This is a genomic window from Kocuria arenosa (genome assembly GCF_042879215.1).
In the GTDB taxonomy this organism is placed as follows: domain Bacteria; phylum Actinomycetota; class Actinomycetes; order Actinomycetales; family Micrococcaceae; genus Kocuria; species Kocuria arenosa.
In genome coordinates, this window is sequence record NZ_JBHZTA010000015.1 from 14,741 (window position 1) to 37,930 (window position 23,190).

Annotated in this window: 27 protein-coding genes; 10 read left to right on the forward strand and 17 right to left on the reverse strand. The window is 68.7% G+C overall.

Features of this window, described 5'->3' with window-relative positions; translation table 11 throughout:
• The first annotated feature begins 209 nt into the window (after nucleotides 1-209).
• From ACFYE3_RS17550 to ACFYE3_RS17565, 4 genes are all read left to right on the forward strand, one after another.
• Nucleotides 210-956, forward strand: a complete 747-nt coding sequence (locus ACFYE3_RS17550; RefSeq protein WP_387611296.1) for an SDR family NAD(P)-dependent oxidoreductase — start codon at nucleotides 210-212, stop codon at nucleotides 954-956.
• A 648-nt stretch (nucleotides 957-1,604) separates the two neighbouring features.
• Nucleotides 1,605-3,080, forward strand: coding sequence for a nitrilase-related carbon-nitrogen hydrolase (locus ACFYE3_RS17555; RefSeq protein WP_387611299.1), 1,476 nt, complete (start codon nucleotides 1,605-1,607; stop codon nucleotides 3,078-3,080).
• On the forward strand, nucleotides 3,077-3,370 hold the full coding sequence (locus ACFYE3_RS17560; protein WP_387611302.1) for a hypothetical protein: 294 nt from the start codon (nucleotides 3,077-3,079) through the stop codon (nucleotides 3,368-3,370). Before ACFYE3_RS17555 ends, ACFYE3_RS17560 begins: the two co-directional genes overlap by 4 nt.
• Nucleotides 3,367-3,849: a hypothetical protein gene (locus tag ACFYE3_RS17565; protein ID WP_387611305.1), complete on the forward strand. Its 483-nt coding sequence runs from the start codon at nucleotides 3,367-3,369 to the stop codon at nucleotides 3,847-3,849. The genes ACFYE3_RS17560 and ACFYE3_RS17565 overlap by 4 nt, the downstream gene beginning before the upstream one ends.
• A 116-nt stretch (nucleotides 3,850-3,965) precedes the next feature.
• On the opposite strand, the gene ACFYE3_RS17570 is transcribed toward ACFYE3_RS17565, so the two are convergent.
• From ACFYE3_RS17570 to ACFYE3_RS17605, 8 genes are all read right to left on the reverse strand, one after another.
• On the reverse strand, nucleotides 3,966-4,730 hold the full coding sequence (locus ACFYE3_RS17570; protein WP_387611308.1) for a CPBP family intramembrane glutamic endopeptidase: 765 nt from the start codon (nucleotides 4,728-4,730) through the stop codon (nucleotides 3,966-3,968).
• Nucleotides 4,731-5,211: 481 nt separating this feature from the next.
• Nucleotides 5,212-6,648 (reverse strand): ice-binding family protein, encoded by a 1,437-nt coding sequence (locus tag ACFYE3_RS17575; protein ID WP_387611311.1) that lies wholly within the window; start codon nucleotides 6,646-6,648, stop codon nucleotides 5,212-5,214.
• 9 nt (nucleotides 6,649-6,657) lie between these two features.
• Nucleotides 6,658-7,278 carry a hypothetical protein gene (locus ACFYE3_RS17580; RefSeq protein WP_387611314.1) on the reverse strand — a complete coding sequence of 207 codons (621 nt, stop codon included), beginning with the start codon at nucleotides 7,276-7,278 and terminating at the stop codon, nucleotides 6,658-6,660.
• Between the two features lie 284 nt (nucleotides 7,279-7,562).
• Nucleotides 7,563-7,964 (reverse strand): hypothetical protein, encoded by a 402-nt coding sequence (locus ACFYE3_RS17585; RefSeq protein WP_387611317.1) that lies wholly within the window; start codon nucleotides 7,962-7,964, stop codon nucleotides 7,563-7,565.
• A 139-nt stretch (nucleotides 7,965-8,103) separates the two neighbouring features.
• Entirely contained in the window at nucleotides 8,104-8,625 is a 522-nt protein-coding gene (locus ACFYE3_RS17590) for an HNH endonuclease family protein (protein WP_387611320.1), read from the reverse strand.
• A 454-nt stretch (nucleotides 8,626-9,079) separates the two neighbouring features.
• Entirely contained in the window at nucleotides 9,080-9,928 is an 849-nt protein-coding gene (locus ACFYE3_RS17595) for a hypothetical protein (protein ID WP_387611323.1), read from the reverse strand.
• Nucleotides 9,929-10,313: 385 nt separating this feature from the next.
• The gene (locus ACFYE3_RS17600; protein ID WP_387611330.1) at nucleotides 10,314-10,514 is read right to left on the reverse strand and encodes a helix-turn-helix transcriptional regulator; all 201 of its coding nucleotides are present in this window, start codon (nucleotides 10,512-10,514) and stop codon (nucleotides 10,314-10,316) included.
• Between the two features lies 1 nt (nucleotide 10,515).
• Nucleotides 10,516-10,983, reverse strand: a complete 468-nt coding sequence (locus ACFYE3_RS17605) for a hypothetical protein (protein ID WP_387611333.1) — start codon at nucleotides 10,981-10,983, stop codon at nucleotides 10,516-10,518.
• 305 nt (nucleotides 10,984-11,288) lie between these two features.
• On the opposite strand from ACFYE3_RS17605, the gene ACFYE3_RS17610 reads away from it, so the two are divergent.
• Complete coding sequence (locus ACFYE3_RS17610) at nucleotides 11,289-11,540, forward strand: hypothetical protein (protein WP_387611336.1); 252 nt, start codon at nucleotides 11,289-11,291, stop codon at nucleotides 11,538-11,540.
• Nucleotides 11,541-11,894: 354 nt separating this feature from the next.
• Here the strand turns inward: ACFYE3_RS17610 and ACFYE3_RS17615 are convergent, their stop codons facing one another.
• The 3 genes from ACFYE3_RS17615 to ACFYE3_RS17625 all read right to left on the reverse strand — a co-directional run bounded on the left by ACFYE3_RS17615 (nucleotide 11,895) and on the right by ACFYE3_RS17625 (nucleotide 14,333).
• Nucleotides 11,895-12,725, reverse strand: coding sequence for a dTMP kinase (locus tag ACFYE3_RS17615; protein ID WP_387611339.1), 831 nt, complete (start codon nucleotides 12,723-12,725; stop codon nucleotides 11,895-11,897).
• A 130-nt stretch (nucleotides 12,726-12,855) separates the two neighbouring features.
• A complete protein-coding gene (locus tag ACFYE3_RS17620) occupies nucleotides 12,856-13,587 on the reverse strand; it encodes a YcnI family copper-binding membrane protein (RefSeq protein WP_387611342.1) in 732 nt (243 codons plus the stop codon).
• A gap of 98 nt (nucleotides 13,588-13,685) precedes the next feature.
• Nucleotides 13,686-14,333, reverse strand: coding sequence for a hypothetical protein (locus ACFYE3_RS17625; protein ID WP_387611344.1), 648 nt, complete (start codon nucleotides 14,331-14,333; stop codon nucleotides 13,686-13,688).
• A 168-nt stretch (nucleotides 14,334-14,501) separates the two neighbouring features.
• On the opposite strand from ACFYE3_RS17625, the gene ACFYE3_RS17630 reads away from it, so the two are divergent.
• Entirely contained in the window at nucleotides 14,502-15,821 is a 1,320-nt protein-coding gene (locus tag ACFYE3_RS17630) for a copper resistance CopC/CopD family protein (protein ID WP_387611347.1), read from the forward strand.
• Between the two features lie 391 nt (nucleotides 15,822-16,212).
• On the opposite strand, the gene ACFYE3_RS17635 is transcribed toward ACFYE3_RS17630, so the two are convergent.
• Nucleotides 16,213-16,506, reverse strand: a complete 294-nt coding sequence (locus ACFYE3_RS17635; RefSeq protein ID WP_387611350.1) for a DUF1540 domain-containing protein — start codon at nucleotides 16,504-16,506, stop codon at nucleotides 16,213-16,215.
• A gap of 173 nt (nucleotides 16,507-16,679) precedes the next feature.
• Entirely contained in the window at nucleotides 16,680-17,000 is a 321-nt protein-coding gene (locus ACFYE3_RS17640; protein ID WP_387611352.1) for a DUF2218 domain-containing protein, read from the reverse strand.
• Between the two features lie 340 nt (nucleotides 17,001-17,340).
• On the opposite strand from ACFYE3_RS17640, the gene ACFYE3_RS17645 reads away from it, so the two are divergent.
• From ACFYE3_RS17645 to ACFYE3_RS17655, 3 genes are all read left to right on the forward strand, one after another.
• The gene (locus tag ACFYE3_RS17645; protein ID WP_387611355.1) at nucleotides 17,341-18,003 is read left to right on the forward strand and encodes a hypothetical protein; all 663 of its coding nucleotides are present in this window, start codon (nucleotides 17,341-17,343) and stop codon (nucleotides 18,001-18,003) included.
• A 360-nt stretch (nucleotides 18,004-18,363) separates the two neighbouring features.
• A complete protein-coding gene (locus ACFYE3_RS17650) occupies nucleotides 18,364-18,570 on the forward strand; it encodes an MbtH family NRPS accessory protein (protein ID WP_387611358.1) in 207 nt (68 codons plus the stop codon).
• A 130-nt stretch (nucleotides 18,571-18,700) separates the two neighbouring features.
• The gene (locus ACFYE3_RS17655) at nucleotides 18,701-19,333 is read left to right on the forward strand and encodes an iron transporter (protein WP_387611360.1); all 633 of its coding nucleotides are present in this window, start codon (nucleotides 18,701-18,703) and stop codon (nucleotides 19,331-19,333) included.
• A gap of 183 nt (nucleotides 19,334-19,516) precedes the next feature.
• Here the strand turns inward: ACFYE3_RS17655 and ACFYE3_RS17660 are convergent, their stop codons facing one another.
• From ACFYE3_RS17660 to ACFYE3_RS17675, 4 genes are all read right to left on the reverse strand, one after another.
• On the reverse strand, nucleotides 19,517-20,161 hold the full coding sequence (locus ACFYE3_RS17660; RefSeq protein WP_387611363.1) for a vitamin K epoxide reductase family protein: 645 nt from the start codon (nucleotides 20,159-20,161) through the stop codon (nucleotides 19,517-19,519).
• Between the two features lie 51 nt (nucleotides 20,162-20,212).
• A complete protein-coding gene (locus ACFYE3_RS17665; protein WP_387611365.1) occupies nucleotides 20,213-20,893 on the reverse strand; it encodes a DsbA family protein in 681 nt (226 codons plus the stop codon).
• A gap of 94 nt (nucleotides 20,894-20,987) precedes the next feature.
• Nucleotides 20,988-21,698, reverse strand: a complete 711-nt coding sequence (locus tag ACFYE3_RS17670) for a cation transporter (RefSeq protein WP_387611367.1) — start codon at nucleotides 21,696-21,698, stop codon at nucleotides 20,988-20,990.
• Nucleotides 21,695-22,027, reverse strand: a complete 333-nt coding sequence (locus tag ACFYE3_RS17675; protein ID WP_387611370.1) for an ArsR/SmtB family transcription factor — start codon at nucleotides 22,025-22,027, stop codon at nucleotides 21,695-21,697. The genes ACFYE3_RS17670 and ACFYE3_RS17675 overlap by 4 nt, the downstream gene beginning before the upstream one ends.
• A 123-nt stretch (nucleotides 22,028-22,150) precedes the next feature.
• Here ACFYE3_RS17675 and ACFYE3_RS17680 point away from each other — a divergent pair, with 123 nt between their 5' ends.
• Nucleotides 22,151-22,792 (forward strand): methyltransferase family protein, encoded by a 642-nt coding sequence (locus ACFYE3_RS17680; protein ID WP_387611372.1) that lies wholly within the window; start codon nucleotides 22,151-22,153, stop codon nucleotides 22,790-22,792.
• The last annotated feature ends 398 nt before the right edge of the window (nucleotides 22,793-23,190 follow it).

The window sequence follows — 23,190 nt, forward strand, 5'->3', positions numbered from 1 at the left end:
GCCGACACGAAGGAAAGACCGCGGCACACGGGTGGAAGCGCCGGGGCAGTGGGGGCACCGACCAGAAGGTGCCCCCACTGCCCCGGCACTCCACGCTCCTGCCCATTCCGCAGCACTCCACCCCCGGAAAGGTTGACTCCCATGACCAGCCCAACGCCAGCCACGTCATATGCCCCGGCCCAGTCCCGCCAGAGCAGGAAGGACCGACGATGACCGCCGGCTGTCGTCTCGAGGGCCACCAGGCGCTGGTGACCGGCGCCGGCCGCGGACTCGGCCGGGCCATCGCCGACACCCTCGCCGAGCTCGGAGCCGTGGTCCATGGCACCAGTCGCGACCCCGCCACCGCCCGGCAGATCGCCGACCGCTACGGCACCGCACCGCTGCCCCTGGACATCACCGACATCGACTCCTTCCCCGGACTCGTCGACACCTTGGAGGAGACCGGCGGGATCGACCTGCTGGTCAACAACGCCGGCATCAACATCCCGCGCCCGGCCGTCGAAGTCACGGTCCAGGACTGGGACGCCGTCATGGACGCCAACCTCAAGGGCAGCTTCTTCCTCACCACCGCCGTGGCCCGCCACTGGCTCTCCCACGGACGCGGCGGTGCAGTCGTCAACGTCGCCTCCCAGGCCGGGCTCGTGGCGATCGAGGAACGCGCCGCCTACGGCACCAGCAAAGCCGGCCTCATCCACCTCACCAAACTCCTGGCCCTGGAATGGGCCCGCGAGAACATCCGCGTCAACGCCGTGGCCCCCACCTTCGTACGCACCGAACTCACCGCATCCACCCTCGACCGCCCGGACTGGGCAGCAGAACTGCTCAGTCGCATCCCCGCCGGCCGGTTCGGCGAGCCCGAGGACGTCGCCGGCGCCGTCGCCTTCCTGCTCAGCGACGCCGCCTCCCTCATCACCGGCCAAACCCTTGCCATCGACGGCGGCTACACCATCCGCTGAATCACCACCCGCGGCCCCACCCACCGAGTGCTGGTGTGCCCAATCCTGGAATGCTTCCCCGACCAGCCCACGCCGGCTCCCCGGGACTAACTCAATGACACCGTTAACTGGCCATATGTAAAGCCCCTTGCAGGTCGCCTCTCGACTTTCATCTTGAGTACATGTCGCCTGCTTCCCGCTCTGTGGGCAAGCCAGATCAGACGTCATCTGAAGGCGCGGCGGTCCCGACATACCGGTGGTTGTTCCAGGGGGTGGTGCACTCGGGCCGGGGCGGGTTCATCATGATGGAAGAGCGAGGCGGCGGTGTGGCATCGACCTCGTCTGGTCCCGAGGGCGCCGACCTCGTCGGCGTTTAGGTCGATGATGGACGATCGGTTCCACGACGCCCGATTCTTCACCGAGGGCGCCACCGGCTGATCGAGTGCTGGGTCCGCGACTAGCAGGGGCTCGGGGCGCCGTTCGACCGGCTGGGGGACGTCGGAGTCGACGTCCTGCTGGTGGTAGGCGTTCTTGCCAGCACCATGTTGAGGAGTCATCATGCACACGGCCGGTGTTGAGAGCCTCCCGCCACGCGTTGACGAGACGCACCGGAGGCAGCGCTCGTCCGGATACCTTCACCGCCGACGATGGTCGTGGATCTGGCTGGTCGTGGGCACCGCCCTGCTCTCCTTCGCCACCCTTCAAACGCTCATCCCGGTGACGGCCTGGCTGGCCCCGGTCTTCTTGCTGCGCTTCGCCCGCACCCAACGTGTGCTGGTGGGGTGCCCGATCCTGGTGCTGGCGATCTCGGGTGCCCTGCTCATCGCGTTGCGCGGTGGCTTCTTCCCGGTCATCGACGGGCCCGGGTACTACCTTTTCGTTGCCACCCTCGGACTGGGCGGCGCGCTGCCGTTCGCCGTGGACCGCATCCTTGCCCCCCGCCTGACTGGTGTCCTGCGCACGCTGGTGTTTCCGGCGGCGGTGACCACCATGGAGTTTCTGGGCACGATCGGCAACCCCTTCGGGACCGCCGGCAGCACGGCATACTCGCAGTATGCCGGGCTGCCGCTCCTGCAACTGGTCTCCATCACGGGCATTTGGGGACTGACCTTCCTGGTCAGCTGGTTCGCCCCGGTAGCCAACGAGGTGTGGGAAAGAGGACCTTCGGACTCGGGGGCGATGTCCTCGATCGGGTTGTTCGCGGCCCTCACCGCTGCCGTGCTGCTCTTCGGGGGAGCCCGGCTGGCCTTCAGCGCCCCGGGGGCGGAAACCGTCCGCGTCGCCGCCCTGGCACCTGACCGGCACCTGTCCGAGCTGGCCTACGCCGCACCGGACCTCAGCACGGCCAGTCCGGTCGAACGGGCCTCGGTGCGCGATGAGCACTTCACACCGGGGATCGATGAGCTGTTCGACCGCTCGGAGCAGCAGGCCATCGGCGGCGCGAAGATCATCGTCTGGTCGGAGGCTGCGGCACGGACGCTGGAGGAGGACCAGACGAACGTTCTCGCCCGGGCGGCGGAGCTGGCCCGGGAGCACAAGGTGTACCTGCAGGTCTCGATGATCGTGCAACTGGCCACCGGTGGCTCCGCCACCGGTGGGGCGGTGAACGAGAACCACGCCGTCCTGCTCGACCCGAACGGTGCAATCGTGTGGGACTACCAGAAGTCCAAGCCGACACCCGGCGATGGACACGACCCCGGTCCGGGGATCGTCCCGACCGTCGACACGCCCTACGGGCGTTTGGCCACGATCATCTGTCAGGACGATTTCTTCCCCGATCTGGTCCGTCAGGCCGGGGCCGCACAGGTCGACATCCTCCTGCTGCCCTCCAGCGACTGGGACAGCGTCGCCGCCTGGCACGCGCAACAGACCCCGTTCCGTGCCATCGAGAACGGTGCAGCCGTGGTCCGTCCCACCCGCCAGGGCATCTCCCTGGCGACGGACGCCCAGGGCCGTCTGCTGGGCCACAAAGCGGACTATTTCGTCGCCGAGGAGCACACCCTGGTGGCATCGGTACCCACGGAGGGCACCCCCACCTGGTACTCGGTGGGCGGTGACGCCTTCGCCTGGGCCAGCGCCGCCGGGGTCCTGGTTCTGGCCGGCGCGGCCTTCAGACCCGGACGACACCGCCGGGACCGGTCATGAGGCGGGTACGGCAGGTGCAGCGGCCGGCCATCGGGTCGGGCCGGTCATCGGTACAGCTCCTGGTCGGCTTCGCCCTGCTCGGCCCGGTACTGCTGGGCACCAGTGCACTCGATTCCACCGGCCGGTGGAGACCGGGGATCCTGGTGAGGGCGCTGATCCTGGAGCAAGTGCAGCACCGGCTGCCGATCATCCTCATCCACATGACGGCCGTGCTGTTCGCCCCGGCCGCACCGCGCCGGTTCCTCATCCCCGCCCGGCCCCGCTGTCGGACCGTGGAGGAGCTGTCATGATCGCCGAGATCGGCCTGGGACTCAGTGTGGTGGCCGCAGGCCTGTGGTCGGGGCTGCTGTTGACCGTGACCACGATTCTGCACCCTCTCTACGGGCGCCAGGACGCGACCGGTTTCGCCACCGAGATGGGCCGGTTCCTGCGGATCGCCCGCCGCTCCCCGACCAATCACCTCCTGGTGGTCGCCCTGCTGCTCGCCCCGGCCGTGGCGTTGGTGGGGCTGTGGATCGAGCGGTCCTTCGGTGCGGCGTTCGTGCTGACCGCGGTCGGCCTGGCGGCCACCGTCACCGGCCCGTTGCTGGTCTCCCGCCGCCTGGCCGAACCGAACTACACGGTCATCCTCGGCTGGGATCCGCAGCACCCGCCCGGCGACTGGCAGGGGGCCCGGGACCGCTGGTTCCGACACAACTGGGCGCGTGCGGCACTGACCTGGGTGGCCTTCCTGCTGTTCCTGGCGGCAGCCTACGTCCACCTCGGGTGAGGCACGTCGGGGGCGGCGCAACCCCGCAGCGCTGCGGAGTCCGCCTTGGTGCGGGCCGCACCGTGGCCGGTTACCGGTGGACGCAGGCCCACCAACCGACGCCGGCACAGCGTCTTTCACCGCGCTGCGGGCGAGCGGGAGGGCAACGGCTCCAGGGCCGAAGGAGGGGCGACGGACCATGCACGGCGGTCGAGGACAAGCACCGCCGACACCACCACCACCAGAACACCGGCGTAGATCAGCCCGGCCCGTTCCAGATCCGCCTCGGTGGAAGACACGGACCCGAAGGTGAACGCCCCCTGACTCGCGTGGAAGAGCACCGGGAACAACAGGCTGCCACCGGTGCGGTTGAACAGCCACACGTACAGAAAGGTGATCACCACCGTGGAGGGCAGCCCCACAGGCCCCAGCCACCCGTAGACCACCAAGGGAAGGTGCCAACCGGCCGCGAGCACCCCGAGCACCAGGGCGGAGACCACCGGGGAGTGCCTGGACTGCAGCACCGGCAACGCCCAGCCCCGGAATTCCGGCTCCTCACCCAGGGCCGAGTCCAGAGGATTCACCAGGCGCAGACCCAGCACGAGCAGGAACTGGCCCCAGGCCAGCTCACCGAAACCCGGCACGGAGGCCCCGAAGGCCGCATTGATCACTGCGGTCACGGCCACCAGGGCCACCGGCAGCAGAAGCGCGACGGCGTACCAGTACCAGGCGACCCGCCACCGGACCAGACGCCGGCCCAGGCGGCGGAAGCCCGCACGACCGCCGGTGACGGCGATCACGGCCAGGGCCGCCAGCAGCGGCCCCACGGGCAGGAAGGCGGGATCCGAGGTCCAGCCCAGCGCGTACGCCGGCCAGGGCGCCCAGGAGATGGCGTAGGCCAAGACGAAAAAGACGACAAGCCGGTGATGGCGGACCCATGTCATAACAGTGTCCAGACTGCAGAAATCATCACGGCGCTCAGGTCGCCGCGCGGATCGGACCATGACGGGCTACCTGCCAGGCGCCGGCCCGTCGGGACATCCCGGTCCGGCCACCACTGACCACACAAACGCCCTGCAGTGCCTCGATCAAGACTTCAGGCCAGCGCCGGACACGTTTCTTCCCGAAGGCCAGTCCGACTTCTTCTACGGTACTCCCGGGCCCGAACAAAAATACCCGCCCACCAGGAAATCCCTACTGCAACACAGTCCGTGGGCAATATGGTCGATGCTGGCTCGACACCCGAAACATACTCACGACTTCGCCTGGCGGCCCGCTTATAGCCGGCCATATGTAGACCGGGATGCAAGGGACTGTCGCGGTACCGGTGTAAGAGGCCCAATAGAGGCGAAGGCCTGAACGCCGTGTGGAGTTCGAGTCGTCTCAGGTGGGGATCGTGATGCTGGGTCGGTTCACCTCGATGACCCCGCCGCCGGCGGCGGTGCCTAGGCTGATGAGGCGTCCCTCCAGGGTGAGCCGCTGGGTGGGGCTGCCGGTGGTGGTGTTGGCCGCGATGCTGCCGCGGGCCAGGTAGGTGCCCCGGGCGGTGGTGCTGATGCCCAGGGTGATGCTGCCGGTCGAAGCCCAGTAGGCGTTGGCTGCTCTCGCCTGGTTGCTCAGGAGCACGCGGCTGCCGTCCGCGGCGGTGATGGCGGCGGCACGGAAGATGAACTGCGCGCCCGGGTTTCCTTGGGCGTCCAGGGTCAGGTCACCGGTGACGGTGAAGGTCCCGGTGGCGCTCGTGTAGATCCCCGGCGTGAGCCTGCCCGTCAGCACGGTGGGGCGGCTGGCGGTTCTCGGGCGGGCGTGCAGGGCGGCCTCGAGGGCACGGGCGTCGGTCATGGCGCCGGCGGCCGCCGTGGTGCCGGGCTCGACTGTCCCGGTGACGTTGCGCCGTGATCCGCTGGACTGCAGATTCTCGATGACCAGACCGGGGTAGGTGCCCACGCTGCCGCCGACCTGGGTGGGGTGCCCGCCGGGGGTGTGGTCGGTGAGGCGGCTGGAGGCCAGGAGCGCGTAGTCCCTGGCCCGTCCCAGGGTGATCGCCGGCATCCCCACGTACCGCCAGGAAGCGCTGGTGCCGGTGCGGGCGGTGAAGGCGGCGGTGCTCGGCGGCACCGGCCAGGCCGTCAGCCCGGCCAGGACCGCGGTACCGGCCACGGCCAGGACGCCGCGGCGGGTGAGCACCGGAAGCTCCTGAGTGTCCTCCTCCGCTTCCTCGCCCTCCTGGTCGTCGTCGCGTGCCCGCGGGACGAAGACGGCCAGGGTGATCAGCAGCGCCGCCGCGGTGGCTGCGGCCCACAGGCCCAGGGGCAGGTGCTGGCCGGCACCCAGCCAGAAGGAGGGGAGCCCGATGAACGGCACGAGCAGGCGGGCCTGGCCGGTGATCTGCTCCCGGACCAGCGGGGTGGAGTCCACTTCGGCATTGGCGTCTCCGGCGGTGGCGTAGGTGCCGTCCTCGTGGTTGATCACGATTCGGTGCAGCACCGAGCGTTCCACCCCGCTGGGCTGGGCTTCGGCGGGGCTGGTGAACTGCACCACCCCACCGAGCGGCACCGGCTGATCCTCCGGCAGGGCGGCGAGCACGACGACGTCGCCGGGGTCGATGTGCGGTTCCATCGAGCCGGTCTCGATGACGGTGGCGTGCCAGCCGAACAGGGCCGGGATCAGGGCGATCGCTGCCAGGGTGGCCAGCAGCACGAGGTAGATCTGGGCGGCGGCGCCGGTGAACAGCCGGACCCAGCCCCACAGCGCGGCCATCACCGTGTCAGGTGTCGGCTCGGCGGTGGGACTGGATTCGTAGTGGGCCCGGCTCGTCACGAAGAGGGATCAGGCGGCGTCGTTGCTCTGCAGCTCCCAGACCAGGTCCACGCTCACCCGAGAACCCTGCAGCGCGTCGATCTGGGACTGGGTCAGGCCCTCGGTGTCGAAGGTCCAGGTGCCGCGGTAGGTCGTGGACTCCCCCGCCCGGCCCTCGGTGTCCCAGACGGCGCCGCCGGTGGCGTAGTCGCGATTGGCCTGCGACAAGGTGGTCAGCGACTGGGCGGGCAGCGCACCGGGGACCGGGACGAAGCCGCCGCAGGACTCGAAGGACCCGCCCGTGCCGCGCTCGACCCGCAGGTCGATGTGATCCTCCAGACCGGCGGCCGAACCCGAGAGGTTCTGGGTGTAGGCGCGCACCTGCCCGGCGACGGTGGAGTTGGAGGTCACCTCGATGCACTTCTCCCCGGTCGCTCCGGGGACGAGGTTCTCCACGGTGAAGCCGGCGCGGCCTGCGTCGTCGTCGGTCAGGGCGACCTGGCCGGTGGCCCAGGAGTTGCCGGCGTTGCGGGTGGTGGCGGTGAAGGCGGCAGTGGAGCCCTGCCAGACCATCACGCCGGCCACCAGGACGGCGATGGGGGCGGCGGACAGACCGGCGATCTTGCGGGCCCGGGGAGAAGGAGCGTGCATGGTGGGTCCTGTTCCGCGACGGAGCCCAAGGGCAGGGGTGTCCTGCGCCGTCGCTGGTGGAGGGTGAAGGGGGGGGTCTGGTTGCGCCGTGATGGGGGTCGTCGGTCAACCGTGGTCACCCTATGAAGACGTCCCGGTGGATCTCCAGGACCTTCGGCCACTCCTGCTGTCCACCACCATCACCCCATGTGCGAACGGGAATGAGGGTGCGTCGTGCTGTCGCAACCTTCCGTCACATGCCTGACTTTCGTAGTAGGGGTCCTGCGCGGAGGGGATGCCTTGGTTCAGGCCTGGACCTCCAGCAGCCGCACGATGGTCTGGGTCCCCTCCTCGTCGAACGCCCCGAGGATCACCCCATAGGCATCAGAGCCGGAGACGAACGTCGTGCCGGAATCCACCTGCACGCACCGCGGCCACAGCACCCCGGCGGCCGCCAGGCCCTCGTCGGTCAGCGACAGCTCGCGCCCGGAGGCGTCGATGTAGCCGCGCACGGCCAGCTCGGCCACGACGTCGCTCTCGGGGCCGTACCAGCGCTCTATCACCGGGGACCGGCCGGTCCGGAAGACGTGGACCAACACTGAGCGGCGGAACGGGGTGATGTCCTCGTCAGGGTCCAGACCGAGTCCCAGGTGCTTGAGCACGGTCCGCTGCCAGTACTCGTTGCCGGGGGCCAGTGCGGTCGCCAACTGCTGCACCGCCTCGAATGGGACTGTCTGACTAACGTTGTAAGGCCCATTCCCATGATGAGTGGTTCCCCTTCGGCGGAGCGCTGAGCGGGCCGGACACCGTTGCGGTGTCCGGCCCGCTGGCACACAGTGGGCCCGGTCAGGCCTTGATGGTCACGTTGGGGCAGGCCGCGGCGATCCGGGTCAGGGCTGCCTTTTCCTTGCTGTCGACCTTCAGGCCCCAGCGGATCTTCACCGCCGCCCACTCCCCCACATAGGTGCAGCGGTGCTTGGGCGGCATCCACTCTTCCGGGCAGCGGGCCTGTTTGGTGGAGTTCAGCTTGGAGGTCTGGGCGCTGAGCGTGCGGTGATCACCCAGGTCGTTGTAGAACGCCACCCGCTTCGTCTGGCTCCAGCCCCGCGCCCCGGAGCCCCAGGCCTCATGGACCGGCACGGTGTGGTCGATCTGCACGGTGGTGGCCAAGGTGTGGGTGCGCCCGTCCCAGGTGGTGACCCACTTGCCGCCCTTGACGGTGCACCGCTTGGTCGTGGTGAAGCTGGTCTTCACCTCGGATTCGTTCTGCAGCACCTCGGCCCGCGTGTTCTGACAGTCCTTGTTGGTGTCTTTCCAGTCGCCGAACTGCTTGTCCCGGTTGTAGCCGGCGTTGTTCTCCGCCGCCACCGGCTAGGACTTCACCGCCGTGCGCAGTGGGGCACTGTAGGTGGTCGCCGCCTGCGCCGGCGCTACCCCGCCGGTGAAGAGCAGACCCGCCACCACCGTGGAGGCGGCCGCGGCACGCCACCCCGCACGGTGAGCGCCCGCCGTGGGTGAGGATGAGGTGGAGCGGGGACGTGAGGAAAGACCGAAGGGCACGAGGAGCCTCCAACATCAAAGGCATCAGGGCGCCTGGATCGGCGCCCCCTCATGCTGGCATCACGAGAGCAAATAGCACCGATGTGACGTTGATCCTGCGTCTGCGCAGGTGAGAGCGTCGCTACTGACCCGTAGTAGGCGGTCTTCGGTGGCCACGTCCGCCTGCGGATCTACCACGGCACAGACCAACCGGCGCGGCCTGTACCCCCTGCGAAGGACACCTCTCGAGCGATCGCTGCAGCAGAGAGGAGCGTGGTGCCGATCAGGTCAGGGGAAGCAGGTGACCGTCCGGGCCCTCGTGCAGGTACCGCAGATCGGAGGCGTCCGGCCATTGGTCGAGGAGCTCCTCGACGACGTCGATCGCGCTCTCATCCTCAAAGTGTGCTTCGTCGGCGAAGTCGATGGCCAGGTGGGACAGTTTGCCCTCCATTAGCTGGAGGCTGATCTGCAGCTGCGTGCCATTAGGTGCGTGGCACTGGGCCCGGACGGGGTAGGTCTGATGATGGGGCACCACGCGCACCACGTCGTCGGGCACTTGGAACTCCACGGTGGTGGAGAACCCCTGGACGCCGTCGTCGAAGTAGGACTCCTGCGCGACCGCCAGCTGCCCCAGCAGCACCCGGGCCTCGGCGGTGTCGGTGGCCTGCAGAATTCCCTGGACCACCGCGCGCACCGCCGGGGTGAGCGCCCGGGTGCGCACCGGCTCCTCCCCCACCTCCAGGGCCTGGGCCTCGGCCCGGGCCCCGGCACGGTCGACGGCGTAGCCCACCACGACACTGGCCACCGAGGCCGCGGCCAGCCACCGCCGCGGATGGCGCACCCCGGCCGCCTCCAGCCGGCCCACGATCCGGGCATCCAAGGTCTCGGAAGCATCGGAGAGGGCCAGCACCGCTGCCCCGGCGGCCACCCCGGCCACCACATTGGCCGGCACCAGCGCGGTCCGCTCCTGGTCGGTGGTGACCCCAGCCCACCACGCCGTGGTCGCCGCCACCCCCACCCGGTAGGCCCGTCGACGTGCCGGGCTCAACCGGGACGGGTCGATCCAGCTCAGTGCACCGAAGGCGGCAGCCGAGCTCGCACCGAACACCGGGGAGACCGGATCAGTGAACATGCTGGCTGCAAGACGCATGGAATCGTCTTTTCAGGTCAATGGTCTTCACCCTACGCATCACCAGCACTTCCCCGAGCGGGACAGCTGCAGCAGCAGATGTCATCAGAGCTGGCTTGATGGCCGCCATCTCGCCATATACAAAGCGGTCCCTTGGCATTGTGAGCGCCATGACTTTGTTCGACCGCCCATTGATCTACCCGGAGGTCGGCGCCACCGCCGGGCAGTTGCCCGGTGGGTACGACCATCTGAGGGTTTACCGGGTGATCGGGCACGGGGAGCCGACGTTCTGTCCCGAACCGACTCGCAGGACACCACCAGGCCGAGCCCACACACGAACCCTCAGCGGGCACTTTTTCTCAATGAGGTGGGCACCAAGGCGTGGGGGTTATGACTGGTCATCGGGAAAGAAGAGATCCTCGATGGTGCTGTCGAAAACTGCTGCGAGTCGGAAGGCCAGCGGTAGTGATGGGTCGAACCGTCCGCGTTCGATGGAGATGATGGTCTGGCGTGAGACGCCCAGCTCGTCGGCGAGCCGTTGCTGCGACCACCCCAGGCTTTGACGCGACTCGTTGACCAGGTTTCTCACATCAGCCTTTCCACCGCAGTACCAGGTATCGGATACCGAAGGAGGCGAAGCACCCTGCGACCACTGCGGGAAGGACGAGCTTCAGATCGACGAGAAAGTCCCTGGGGATGAACGTCAGGACGATCGACGCGAGTCCGAGCACCAGGATGAGATCTCCGAAGGACCCCGAAGCGGCCATGTCGTACCACCCGGATTCGATGGAGTCGTCGGGCCGTTCAGCTGCTCCTTGGAGCGTGTCACGGTCGACGACGAGGACGTACACCAGGGCAACGGCCGGCATCGTGAGGCAGGAGGTGAACACCCAAAAACCCACTGCAGGATTCGATGCGGTGACGCCAACGAGAACGGACAGCCAGCCCCCCGCCACTCCGAGGATGAGCCCGAAGGGAACGGCGATGGCCATCGCCGGTGTGCGGCCGGTTCCGAACTTCGTACGTCCCCACTTCGTGCGCGCCTGCTCGATCGTCATGGTCGGCCCTCCCTCAAGGTGTACAGCTCGCTTTACATGTCTAGTTTCTTTTACACCGTGGGTGCGGTCAAGTGAGCATGCAGAGCTCATGAGCGAACGCCGATGAGGCCCGCATGCCGAACGCCGACGGCAACGCCGCTTTTAGGGAAAGGGGCCGGCGAGAGCATCATGGTAGGTACCACATGAGCTAAAGCAGCGAATAGCCATTCGAGTGTGATGTTGCTTACTATGTCTCCACCATTTGCGGAGCTGCTCGTGGGAGCACCTCCGGCTCCCTTGGGCGATCGTTGTTCTGAGGGAGTCTGATGTCTATCACCTTTGAGCCCGTGCCCCTGACGGATCGACGTCTCTTCGAGGCCCGGGTCAGTGAAGCCGCCCAAGCCCTGCACTACGAGGGCCACGATCCGGAGAGAATCTGCCAGGAAGCGACGCGGATCGGTCAGCGGTACCCCTGGGTGGAGGCCCGTACGGTGGCCAACGCCCTGGTGGACGCCTTGGGCCCGGGCTGGGGCGCCATCTACCTGCACTGGCTGTGGAGCCAGGACGACGACTCCTGACCTATTGCTTTTCAGTGACAGCGTCCCTGCTGGGAGCGTGCAAGCACGGCCAGCACGCCCATCAGGACAGGGCCTGCCCCCGCACGGCGCAACCTGACGAGGAAGGCCCCCAAGGGCTACATGGTGGCCACCGTTGCCGACATGCTCACGGGTCTGGTTGTCCTCGATGTTGAGGAATTGCCCGCTCGGGCGGTGATGTGCACCAACATGGTCCCCGACGCCGCCATCACCCTGAGCTATGGAGCGCAGTGCACGATCCTCGGGGTGATGAGAACAGGCATTGTCTGCGGCTCTCACGGCCGGCCGAGCATGGGAGGGCCCGTGTTCGGGGGACGACCTGGTTCTGCCGATCGGTCAGAGGTCTATGGCCGCAGCGATCTGGGCGACCAGCGCGTCGGTTGTTGCGGTCGCGTCCACCACGCGCCAGCCCCTGGTCCGGGCGAGCTCCAGGTAGGCGGTGCGGGCGGTCTGCAGGTAGTCCAGCGACTCGTGGTCCTCTCCCCGGCGCAGGATCCGTTGCTGCGCGATCTGGGCCGAGACGTCGAGGACGACCACCGCGTACGGGCGGATCGACCGGGCCGCCAACCACGGCAGCACGCGCCCCGGCGGCAAGCCCCGGCCCTGGCGCAGCACCAGTTGGCACACCAGGTGACGGTCGATGATCACCAGGCCCTCCTGGTGGATGGCCCGAACCTGGGACACCGCGACGTTGGCGGTGCGCACCACGGTCTCGAACCGGTCCGCCCATCTCACAGGTAGCTCCAGCCCGCAGCGTGCCGAGACGCGGGCCAACCAGCGGCGACCGGACCGATTGCGCAGCACGATCGCCGACCGCCCCGATTCCCGCCCTACGTCTGCCAGCGCTTCCGCCGTGGTCGTCTTACCGGCCCCGTCGATGCCCAGCAGCACCACGATTCTCCGGGCCCGTCGCGAACGGGACCCGTGGGGCCGCGATCTCCGTTCGTCTGCCTGAGAATGACGCATCCGGCCCTTTTCCTCGACTGCTCTCCTAGCACTCTTGAACGCAAGATCCCCCGGCTTCCATACCGAGACGGGCGCCGCTTGCGGGTGGGGGCCGTGGGGTTCTCGTCCGCTCTGTCCGGGAAGCCGGTGGCCGGGGTGATGCCCGCGGCGAAACCCCAACCGCAACATCGCCTCCGTGGAAAGTGACCGGTAGCCGGCCATATGTAAAGAGGTCCCTAAATCACGCACGGGACCAGAGGGTGTGCAGCACGGCGGCGCCGCTTTGATCACACCACGATGTGTTCGAAGCGGCGCCGCCGTGTGCAGTGGTGGTTGCGCGCCTTATCCGGTGTCAGCCGCGCCGGCGGGTGCGGGCCAGGGCGGTGAGACCGGCGGCCAGTCCGAGCAGCCCGGCAATCGACCCGACCCATCCCAGGGCGTTGCCGCCTGTGGAGGTGGCGGCCGTCTGCTCGGACTGTTCAGCGGCGGTGGTCGCCCCGTGGGTGGCGCCGTGGCCGTCGGTCTCGGCGGCGGTGACGGTCAGCGACGGGGCGGGATGTTCGGGCTCTTCCCCGCCCTTGGTGGCTGGCTGGTCCCAGGCGACGGTGCGCCCGTCGGTGTAGGTCTGGGACACCGGCAGCATGATCTGCTGGCCCTCCTCGCCGGGCAAGGGCCCGACGGAGATGGTGAAGCTCTGGAACTCACCCGGATCAATCTTGTGGTCGGCATCGGCGGTCCAGGTGATCGTGGAGGCCGCCTCGGTGATCGCGCCCTCCCCCACGGTGGCCGGGGTGGCCAGTTCCTCCTCGGTGATCTCCGCATTCCAGCCCTCCACCGGCTGGGTGCGCACGGAGGCGAAGGGGGTGTCCTCGGGGAGGGTGAGTTCGAGCTTGGTGGTGGAGGCGGTGTCGGACTCGTTGGGCACCGAGAAGGTGATCTGGGTGTACCCGCCAGCCGCGGTGGAGGTGGCCGTCGCCGAGACGTGGGCGGCAGCCGGGGACAAGCCGGCGGCCACGAGCCCGGCCGCGACCACAGCCGCTGATGCCCCCTTGGACCAGCGGGCGGTGCTAGTGGTGTTCGTCATGGAAATAGGTGCCTTTCATCGCACGCCACCGTGTGACGGCGGCGCTGGGAAAACCATGGGATCCGCAAAACAGGGCGCCGCAGAAAACCCGAGGGGTGTCACCCCCGGTGGAGCATCTCCAGCACCCCGACGACTGGGGGCCCACGCACCCGGTCCCAGCGCAGTCCCCGCCACACCAGCACCGGGCGCGGTGCCAGAGGCATCGGCGGCCGCGGGCAGATCAGGAGAAGCCGGACCGGCCCGGCGGCGGCCAGCAAGGGGCGCAACCACTCCCGGGCCAGCCACAGGGCATTCTCGGCCTGGGCGCCCACCACCGCGGTCGCCACCACCGCCAGCCCGTGCCAAACCAGCATGGGCAGCCCCAGCCCTATGGGGTCATGGTGGCCGATCTCCAACACTGGAGTAGGCGGGCAGGCCGAGACCAGACCGGAGTGGAGGCCATGGCGACCGACGGGGGCATGGTGACCGACGGGGGCATGGTGACAGGCGGTGGCGGCCGAGAGCACTCTGAAAGCTTCGTGCAGGACCCACTGGGTTGCCCCCAGGATCACCAGCAGCCGCCCCAGGCTCAGCCGGTACCCGGCGGCCCAGGCCACCGGGCCCAGCACCCCCATACCCAGGACGATCAGCAGCAGCGGTGACGGAAGAGCACCGCCCCCGGCCAAGTGCCCGGCCCCGGCCAGGGCAAGGACGAGGGCCGTGACCAGCACGGCACGCACCAGAGGCAGCGGTGCACGCTGATCCATCCGCCGCCCCCTTGCCCGTCTTGTGAAACCAAACTCCAGCTGAGACGCTGTGGCGATCCCACCCTTTGAATGTAGCGGCCGTTCCGGGCACCGGTGAAAGCCGTGAGGACCGGAAACGACACCGTGCTGTCCCGCCCCGTGGATGCGGCCCCGACTAGGGTTCAGCCCATGCAGACCAACGGTGCCGGGACCACAGCGCAGCAACAACTCCTGCGACCACGGTCTGACCACCGGGCCGTGCGGGTGCTGCTGATCTCGGTGATGGCGCTGGTCGTCTCCGTCCTGAGAGTACCAACAGCACTGGCCCATACGGAACTCACCGGCACGAGCCCTACCAATGGGCAGGTGGTGGCCCAGTCACCGGCCACCCTCACGCTGTCCTTCAATGAGCCCGTCGGGGCCGCAGCCGAGACCATCCAGGTGCTCACCCCCGGCGGGGAGGCGGCACCCCTGGACGTCCAAGCCCTCGACACCACCGTGACCCTCACCCCGGTAACACCGCTGGGCTCGGGAACGCACACCGTGGCCTGGCAAGTGACCTCCGCCGACGGCCACCCGATTTCCGGGGCCTTCACCTTCTCGGTGGACGCCCCCAGCGCCAGCACCGTGAGCGCTCCCAAGGACGTTGCGGGACCGCAGGCAAGGATCGCGGCCCAGACAGTGACCTACCTGGGGGTGTTCGCCGCGGCCGGCCTGGTGCTCTTCGAGCTGGTCTTCCTGACTACCGGCCCCGGCACGGCACCCGGCACCCGGCGCCGGCTGCACGTGGTCGCGTACCTGGCCGCCGCCACAGGAGTCATGGGAGCGGTCTCCTCGGCCCTGACCGCCACCCAGGGACAAGGAGCAACCGCCCCAGGTTTCTTCACCGATCCGGCCATGGTCACCGGCCTGACCGTGGCCGGGGTGCTGACCGCCGTGCTGGCGGCCCCACTTGCCACCAAGGGCGGGACCACGGCGCTGTACCGAGCCGCTGCCCTGGGCGGTGCCGGCGTGGCCGGTGTGTCTCTGGTGCTCACCGGACACACCCGCAGCACCGAGCCGGGATGGTTGGTGATCCCCGCCGATGCGGTGCACATCGCCGCGGGCATCATCTGGGTCGGTGGGTTACTAGGGCTGGTCATCGTCCTGGGACGGGCCTCCGACACCCCACCCGGTCAAGGAGCCACGACCCTGGCCCGTTTCTCCACCGCGGCCGCCTGGGTGGTGACCGCTCTGGCGGTGACGGGCCTGATCCTGAGCTGGCGCATCCTGGGCAGCCTGGGCGCGCTGGTAACCACCGGATACGGCCAAATGCTGCTCATCAAACTTGCCCTCGCCCTACTGGTGGTCCTGGTCGCGGCATGGAACCGCTTCGCACTCCTGCCACGGGTGCTCACCGGCAACGACACCGGAGCGTTAAGCGACCTGCACTCGGCCGTCCAAGGCGAAGCGGTCGTGCTCGGGCTCATCCTGCTGATCACCGGCGTCCTCACGTCCATGAGCCCTTGACCGAGCCCATGCCACGGCTGATCAGATATCCCGGAGCCTGGAACCGAAAGGTGCTCCCCGAACAGGCATCAACCAATCACCCAGTTCCGTCCAGTCCGCGCCTGCCCGTGAACGAAACACCCCCAACCGTTGCAGGAAAGCCCACAGAGGAACCCCTATCGCAATGCTCCTGAGGCGAAGATGGACAGAATCTGAGTTCATGGGAGGCACGGTCCCGCCAGCTTCAGCTGGTGGTCCGCCGCTAACCGGCCATATGTAGAGCGGGGGCCTCAAAATGCCCGTGCATCCGTTGTCCACGCCCACGGCAGAGGTGAGGGCCGCCCCGTTCGGGGTGGCCCTCGATGAGATGCGGTGGGTTGCTTGGCCGCCCGACCGCACGGGATGGGTGGTTTCAGGCGGCCTGGTAGGTGAGGCAGTCGGCTTCGTCGGCGCCGGCACCGATCTTCACATCGTGGGCAGAGCACATGAGGTGGGAGTTGTGCGTGCATTCGGAGCGCTGGCAGGCGCCGACCTCGGCGTGGAGGGTGGGCAGCCCACCTCCCTTGCCCAGGGGGATGAAGGTGCCGCAGTGGGCATGGCCGGACGACCCGGCGACGGTGATGGCATGGGCGGTGCACTCGTGGCCGTGGTTGTAGGAGCACTGACCGACACTGCAGTCGGAGACGGGAACGAACTCGGTGGCCATGACGGTACCTCCTGGTGGGTCGCGCGGGCCTCCGCTCGTGGCGCGGATCAGCCCTGTGTCGCGCTTCCAGGACGCGCCTGACAGACCGCAATAGATAGCGAATTTTTCCCTGCCCAAACCCCCAAGCGGGCGGTGACCAGCACGGATGCCCTGCACCGGCAGATCCGGGTGCTTCAGCCGCCGGCGGACCACGCCACGGTCAGGCCCTCGCGCTGCCCGAAACGCTCCAGGTGAGACCCGATCACCTGCTGAACCCATTCCAGCCCGTCGGCAGCCCCGGACTCGGCGCGCAGCTGAAGGGCGTGAGCACCGGCGACGAGCAAGCAACTGCCCACGGTCAGAACGACCCGCGAGCCTTCGGCCTCGTCGCGGATCTCGGCCTTGCGCCCGAGATGGGAGGCCAGCTGCTTGGCGTAGCGGGCCGCCGCCTCGGTGACCACCGTGGCATGGGCGCGGTATGCCGTGGCGGCGGGATGGACGAGAGGTTCGGTCATGGACGATCTCCTCGGTGATGGACGGTGCGCAAGCCCCCCGGAATCAGGGGCTGGGCCTCGGTGGGGCGGGTGGAGCACGGGCGCCGAACCACCACAACCCGATTACGTCAGGGAAGTGTTCGCTAATCCTGGTTCAACTGCTACAGTCTGCCACAGCGAGGAAGGCAAGGCTTGCCTAACCCTCCTCGTGCGACACCCGACCGGGGACCACGCCGTGGTCCCCGGGGAGGCTCCGTTGCGGCTGAGCGACCCCCGGGGTGCGCTGGTCCTCGCCACCCGGTGCGCCCTGGTGGTCGTTCAGCCGTGACCGGACACCGCAGGCCTGAGGAAGGGAACCGCCATGGGATCAGCGAAGATTTCCGTAGTCGCGGTGATCGACCTGGACGGCAAGCACGTGCGCCTGGTCGTCACCGGCCCGCTCACCATGGACACCCAGACCGCGTTGCACCCGCTGATCCGCCTGGGGCGGGTGCTGACCCCGGTCACCCGGGTGGTCGTAGACCTGACCGGCGCCAGGATCACCGAGGCCGCCGCCGTGGAAACCCTCATCCACCAGGCACAGGCCGGGCACACCGGGCATCCCGCCCAGCAGGTGCGCTTCACCCTGCCCGCCCCCATGACCATGGCCGATGTGGAGGACCTGCGGCGGCTGCGCGCCGGGCAGCGCTCCTGGACGGCCACCGGCACAGCGGAGGATCAGTCCAGCACCGTGCGGAACATCAACACCGCCCCGGCGCACCCGAAGGCCACCCCGGTCACCGCCACCGTGCGCCACCGCATTCCCAGCTCCTCCCCCGCCCGGCGCACCACCCCGGAGGACGACCACGCTACGGCCACGACGACACAGCCGACCGCCAGCACCCAGCACGTCACCATCGCCGCTGAGTCCACCACTGGCACCGTCCTTCCGTTCCGTCCACACCGGCATCGTCCCGGGATGCGAGCACAGCCCATCACGCCCGTCGCCGGCAGGAGCACCCCCAGCCAGATCCACACGCGATGATGACCACCGCATCGGGCACCACTGTCTGGTTGCCCTGCACCCATGCGAGGACAGCCTCGCCCACGGCACGGCGATCCCGGTGGTTCGTCGTGGCGGCCCTGCGATTCCCGTTCCGGCCGGGGTCGGTTCCATCCACGAGGCCGTGGTCCGGGTCGAGGGGACCTTCCCCGGGGTGGCCGATCGCCGCCCGCACGACCCGTCCTCCGGCCGCAGCTCGTGGTCGGCGGCGCCCACGGTGGACCGCACCGTTTCGGATCGGTCGGTCCAGGTGTTCAACGCCCACCGGCCCGCGAACGGTCCGAGCCTCTGCAACGGCCCCTGTTCTTCCGGAAACTTCCCAGCACGATCCCCAGGAGCACCATGAATCCTTTCGATGACTTGCAGGCGGAGGTCCGCGTGGTGATCGACAACCACGGCCACCCCTGCCTCTGGCCGGCTGACTGCCCGGTGCCCTTCGGCTGGACCACCGCCCTGTGCCCCGCACCCCGCCACGAGGCCCAGACCTACCTGGACCGCCACCACAGCACTCTCGCTCTCGCCGACGACGAGCGGTCGCTGGTGCGCTGAAGGCCGTTCACCCGCAAGGACCGTGGGTCGTCGGCACGCAACCGGACCCGCACCGGGTCATCCCTCACGCGACGTCGGCACTGATCGGCACTCCCATCTTGCTCGTCCCTCTACGAAGGAAACGATGACCATGTCCCCGTATCGACCGATCGCCGTCACCGCGATCCTCACCACGCTCCTCCTGGCCGGCTGCGGCACCGGTGACTCCCAAGCCCCCACGTCCGAGACGACCACCGGGACCACTGCTGCCACCCCGGAAGCCACAGACGCCCCGTCGACCGGCGAGGTATCCGAGGGGGTCGCCGCCCAGTACGCCACCCTGGCCGAAGAGGTCGAGGCCGAGGGCGGACGCGCCACCTCCGGGGACTGGGAGGTCGCCTACATCGTCGAACCGGCCGAACCCTGGTTCGAGACCCCCGCTGGGGACCCGACCCGGCGCGAACCCACGACCGGGGAGACCCACCACCTGGAGATCATCCCGATCGAAGCCGCCACCGGCCGCATCGTGCCCGATGTGCCGATCCTCCTGGAGGTCCTCGACGACACCGGAGAGGTCGTGGATGGGAAGGAGCTGATGTTCTTCCACGCGGAGTTCTTCCACTACGCCAACAACTTCAGCATCCCCACCGCCGGGGACTACACCTTGCGCGCCACCTTGCAACCACCGCAGTCACCCCGGCACGGGGAGAGCCTCGAGCAGCTGACCCTGCTCGAGCCGGCGACCGTCACCTTCGACGACGTCCGCCTGGAACCGACCACATAAAAGCACAGAGCATCCGTTCCTGCGACAGTCCTGGTTCTCCATCCGGCCATATGTAAAGCGCGGAGAATCGTGCCGTGGCAGGGCTCTTCTGCTGGGGTTCGGTACCGTCCAGCGGGCAGTCCTTGATATCTCTGCCGATGCCAACCCGCGAGTGGTCCCGGGGTCGAAGCACCCGGGGGCGGGTCAGAGGCCGGTGAAGGCGGTGAAGAAGCGGAAGAACACGGAGGCGGCCACGGCCACGTAGGCGATGGCCACCAGGGTCCAGGCCCACTCGGAGGAAAACCGCACCAACCGGGGCGGGGCGGGGATGACGCCGTGGACGTGGTTGCGCACGGTGAGCAGGATGACCAGCGGGATCATCGCCGCCCACACGATCATGCAGTACAGGCACAGGATGTAGATGGAGAACAGCGCCTGGGACCACAGCCAGATCACGAACACCGCCCCCAGGGTGACCCCGATCTGCAGGCCGACCCAGTACCACCGCCCGAAGCGGGCCCCGGCCAGGGCTGCCATGGCGGTGGTGATGACCACGGCGAAGGCCACAATGCCGATCAGCGGGTTGGGGAAGCCGAACAGCTCCGACTGCCAGGTGCCCATCACCTGCCCGCACGACCCCCACGGGTTGATGTCGCAGCTGGTGACGTGGTTGGGGTCGCGATAGAGCTGAAGGCGCTCGAGTACCAAGATGGCCGAGGCAATCCAGCCGATCACCCCGGTGACCAGCAGGAGAAGGGCGAAGGGGCGGTGGCGGGTGAAGCCGGGCGCCTCCGCCCCGGCCGCCCGGTCGGGGCTGTGGGAGCGGTTGAGCGTGGTCTGGTCAGTCATGGGCGGTTTCCCTCACGGTGCGGACGGCAGCTGATCTCGTGGTGGACTGGGTCAGTCGGTGGCGGCGGCGGCGACCTCGGCCCGGAACTGCTCCAGGGACTCCGGGTTCAGGACTTCCCCGTCGAGGAAGAACGTCGGGGTCCCACCCACACCCAGGGCCTCCCCGTCGGCGACATCGAGTTCGACCCGCTCCTGGGTGGCCGGATCGGCCACCGCGGCATCATAGGCGGCCATATCCAGGCCCAGGTCCTCGGCGAAGCCGCGGAAGACCGCGCTCTTGTCCTCGCCCGACTCCCCCCACTGGGTCTGGGTTTCGTACATGCGCTGGTACATCGCCTCGTAGGCGCCCTGCTGGGCGGCGGCCTCCACGGACACGGCGGCGTTCATGGAGTTGCGGTGGCCCGGCAGCGGGAAGTAGCGGTGCACGAACGTCACCGTGTCGGCGTACTCGCCGCGCAGCTCCTCGATGAAGGGGTGGGCGGCCCGGCAGGACTCGCACTCATAGTCCAGGAACTCCACCAGCACGGCGTGCTCGTTCGGGGCCTTCGAGAGCACCCTGCTGTTCTCGCGCACCACCTGCCCGGCGTCCTCGGGTGCGGCCGCGGTAGAGGACCCGCGGGCGGTGAGGAAGGCGATGGCTGCTGCGGCGACGACGGCGGCCAGGACCACCCAGACGATGATCTTGGCCTTGGGGGACTTCCGCTGGCCGGTGGCGGGGGAGGTGGTGCTCACAGGGGTGTCCGTTCTGTGCTCGGGCAAGGGGTGTGGGTTCGTGGGTGGGCGCGGGCGGTGGGAGCCGCCCGCGCCGGGCAGATACGGGAGAGGGTCAGTGGGCGCAGCAAGCGCAGTCGGGGCCGCACCCGTCGGCGCAGCCCTCGCCGTCTTCGTCCAGCAGCACGGCCACGGGCGAGCAGCAGGCATCTCCGCGCCAGGCCTCCAGGCCCTCCTTGACTGCCACGGCAGCGATGATCAGAGCCGCGATCGGATCGGCCCAGGACCAACCCAGGGTGCTGTTCAGGAGGAGCCCCACGAGCAGGACGGCGGAGAGGTAGGTACACAGCAGGGTCTGCTTGGAGTCGGCCACCGCTGAGGCCGAACCCAGCTCTCGGCCGGTGCGACGCTCGAACCAGGACAGGAAGGGCATGATCACCAGGCTCACCGCTGCCAGCACGATCCCCACCAGGGAGTGCTCGGGCTCGGCGGCCCCGAGCAGGGTGCGGACGGCGTCCACCGTGACGAAGGCGGCGAGCCCGAAGAAGGAGAACGCGATCACGCGCATCGCAATCTTCTCCCGGTGGTGCAGCTCGGGGGCGGCGAACTGCCAGGCCACCGCGGCCGCGGAGAGGACCTCCACGATGGAGTCCAGGCCAAAGCCGATCAGCGCCGAGGAAGAAGCAACGCGCCCGGCGGTGATCGCGATGATCGCCTCGAGCACGTTGTAGGTGATCGTGCCGGCCACGATCCAGCGCACCCGCCGGTGCAGGACCGCACGGCGCGCATCGGTGATCGGCTTCGGCCCCAGAGTCAGGGAGGTCATGCGCAGGTGCATCCTTCCGGGGAGCAGCAGGTCGGATCCACGGTGACCACCAGCTGAAGCAGGTCTCCCAGGGCCTCACCCAAACAGGGATCGGCCAGGGAGTACCAAGTGTTGCGTCCCTCGGCGGTGGAGGTCACCAGTCCGCAGCCGCGCAGACACCCCAGCTGGTTGGACATCACCTGTTTGGACACCCCCAGGGCCTGGGCCAGATCCGAGGGCCGGGCCGGGCCATCGCGCAGGGCCAGCAGGATCCCGGTGCGCGTGCCGTCGGAAAGGGCATGGCCCAGCCGGGACAGCGCCGAGGTGTGCGTGAGAGTCACCGCGTTCATATCTCGAACAGTACACGAGTCTGTGTACTGTGAGGGGTGTGACCAGGGTGAGGCCTCCCGGGGCGCACCAGCGGCAACACCTTTTGAGGCGCACGCCGCCCATCCGATGTGTGGAGGACAGCGATGATGACAGACCTGGCCCCAGCCCTTGCCCTGGGGTTGTACCTGTCCGGCCTGGTGGCCGCGTTTGGTGTGCGGTCCTGGATCCATCGCCGCCGCACCGGCTCCACTGGCTTCCGCGGCCTGAGCGGAGCACCCGGCTCGGCCGAATGGTGGGGCGGGGCCCTCTTCGCCGCGGCGCTAGTGCTCGGCGCGGCCGCACCCGTCCTGGCCCTCACCGGGACCGTAGCCGCACCCCGATTGCCGGAGTTCCTTCCCTGGGCGGGTCTGATGGTCACCATTCTGGGGTTCGTCGGGGTGTTGGCTGCCCAGGCCGGCATGGGCGCCTCCTGGCGGGTGGGTGTGGATACCACCGAACGCACCGACCTGGTCACCAGCGGAGTTTTCGCGGTGGTCCGCAACCCAATCTTCACTGCGATGCTCACCACCTTGCTGGGCCTGACCCTCATGGTGCCCACCGTGGTCAGCGCAGCAGCTCTGCTGTGCCTGCTGGTGGCAGTGGAGCTCCAGGTCCGCCTCGTCGAAGAGCCCTACCTGCTGGCCACCCATGACCAGGACTACGCCTTCTACGCCGCCAGCATCGGCCGGTTCTTGCCCGGCCTCGGCCGACTCAGGAACTTGCCTCAAAGCGGCGGAATCCTATAGGCAGGCGTACCACCACAACCCACAAACGTGCCACGCCCATCACCAGGACCCACCGAACCCTCACCGCAACACGATCCGCGTGGAACGCGATCGGTCCTGGAGCTACGTTTGGAATCAACCCGACGACTTCACCGGGGGCCTTCTAACAGGCCATATGTAATGCGGCAGGGAGGGGGCCGCTCTTGGCTTCGTTGGCCGGGAGCCAATCAGCGGCTGCCGGGTCACCCCAAAGCTGAGTCCCGAGGCGGCCTCAGCGCGCGAGACGCCCGCAGGGGAACGGCGACGGCCCTCCCCCGGAACCCCGCCGACGGACCGGGTCGCATGTGCGCCACGGTCATGACGAGCCGCCCATTGCCATCGACGGACCAGGCTCCTAGCGTGGGAAGAGCCGGAGACTT